The organism is Neisseria sp. HMSC068C04 (assembly GCF_001810105.1).
GTDB classification, from domain to species: Bacteria; Pseudomonadota; Gammaproteobacteria; order Burkholderiales; family Neisseriaceae; genus Neisseria; species Neisseria flavescens_B.
In genome coordinates this window covers 1-423 of record NZ_KV799985.1, presented here as the reverse complement: position 1 = coordinate 423, position 423 = coordinate 1, and the positions used below count along the sequence as shown (strand labels likewise).

Sequence of the window (423 nt, the reverse complement as noted above, 5' to 3'; positions counted from 1 at the left end):
AGGCCGGCGGATTCGCATTTGAAGTGCAACTTTCCCTAACAGAAAAAGGCCAGTATGCGGTAGCATACGGCCTTTCCTGCAAGAAAGATTGCCATGAGCTACACACAACTGACCCAAGACGAACGATACCACATCCAATACCTGTCCCGCCACTGCACCATCGCCGAAATCGCCAAACAGCTTAACCGCCACAAAAGCACCATCAGCCGCGAAATCAGACGGCACCGTACCCAAGGGCAGCAATACAGCGCCGAAAAAGCTCAGCGGCAAAGCCGGCTTACCAAACAGCGTAAGCGAAAGCCCTATAAGCTCGATTCGCAGCTGATTCAACACATCGACCCCCTTATCCGCCGCAAACTCAGTCCCGAACAAGTATGCGCCTACTTGCGCAAACACCACCAAATCACGCTCCACCATAGCACC

1 protein-coding gene is annotated in these 423 nt (G+C 53.4%); it reads left to right on the top strand.

The features are described 5' to 3' along the window. Positions 1–93: 93 nt before the first annotated feature. A partial coding sequence (locus tag HMPREF2700_RS08945) for a helix-turn-helix domain-containing protein (protein WP_141745842.1) occupies positions 94–423 on the top strand: 330 nt, incomplete at its 3' end.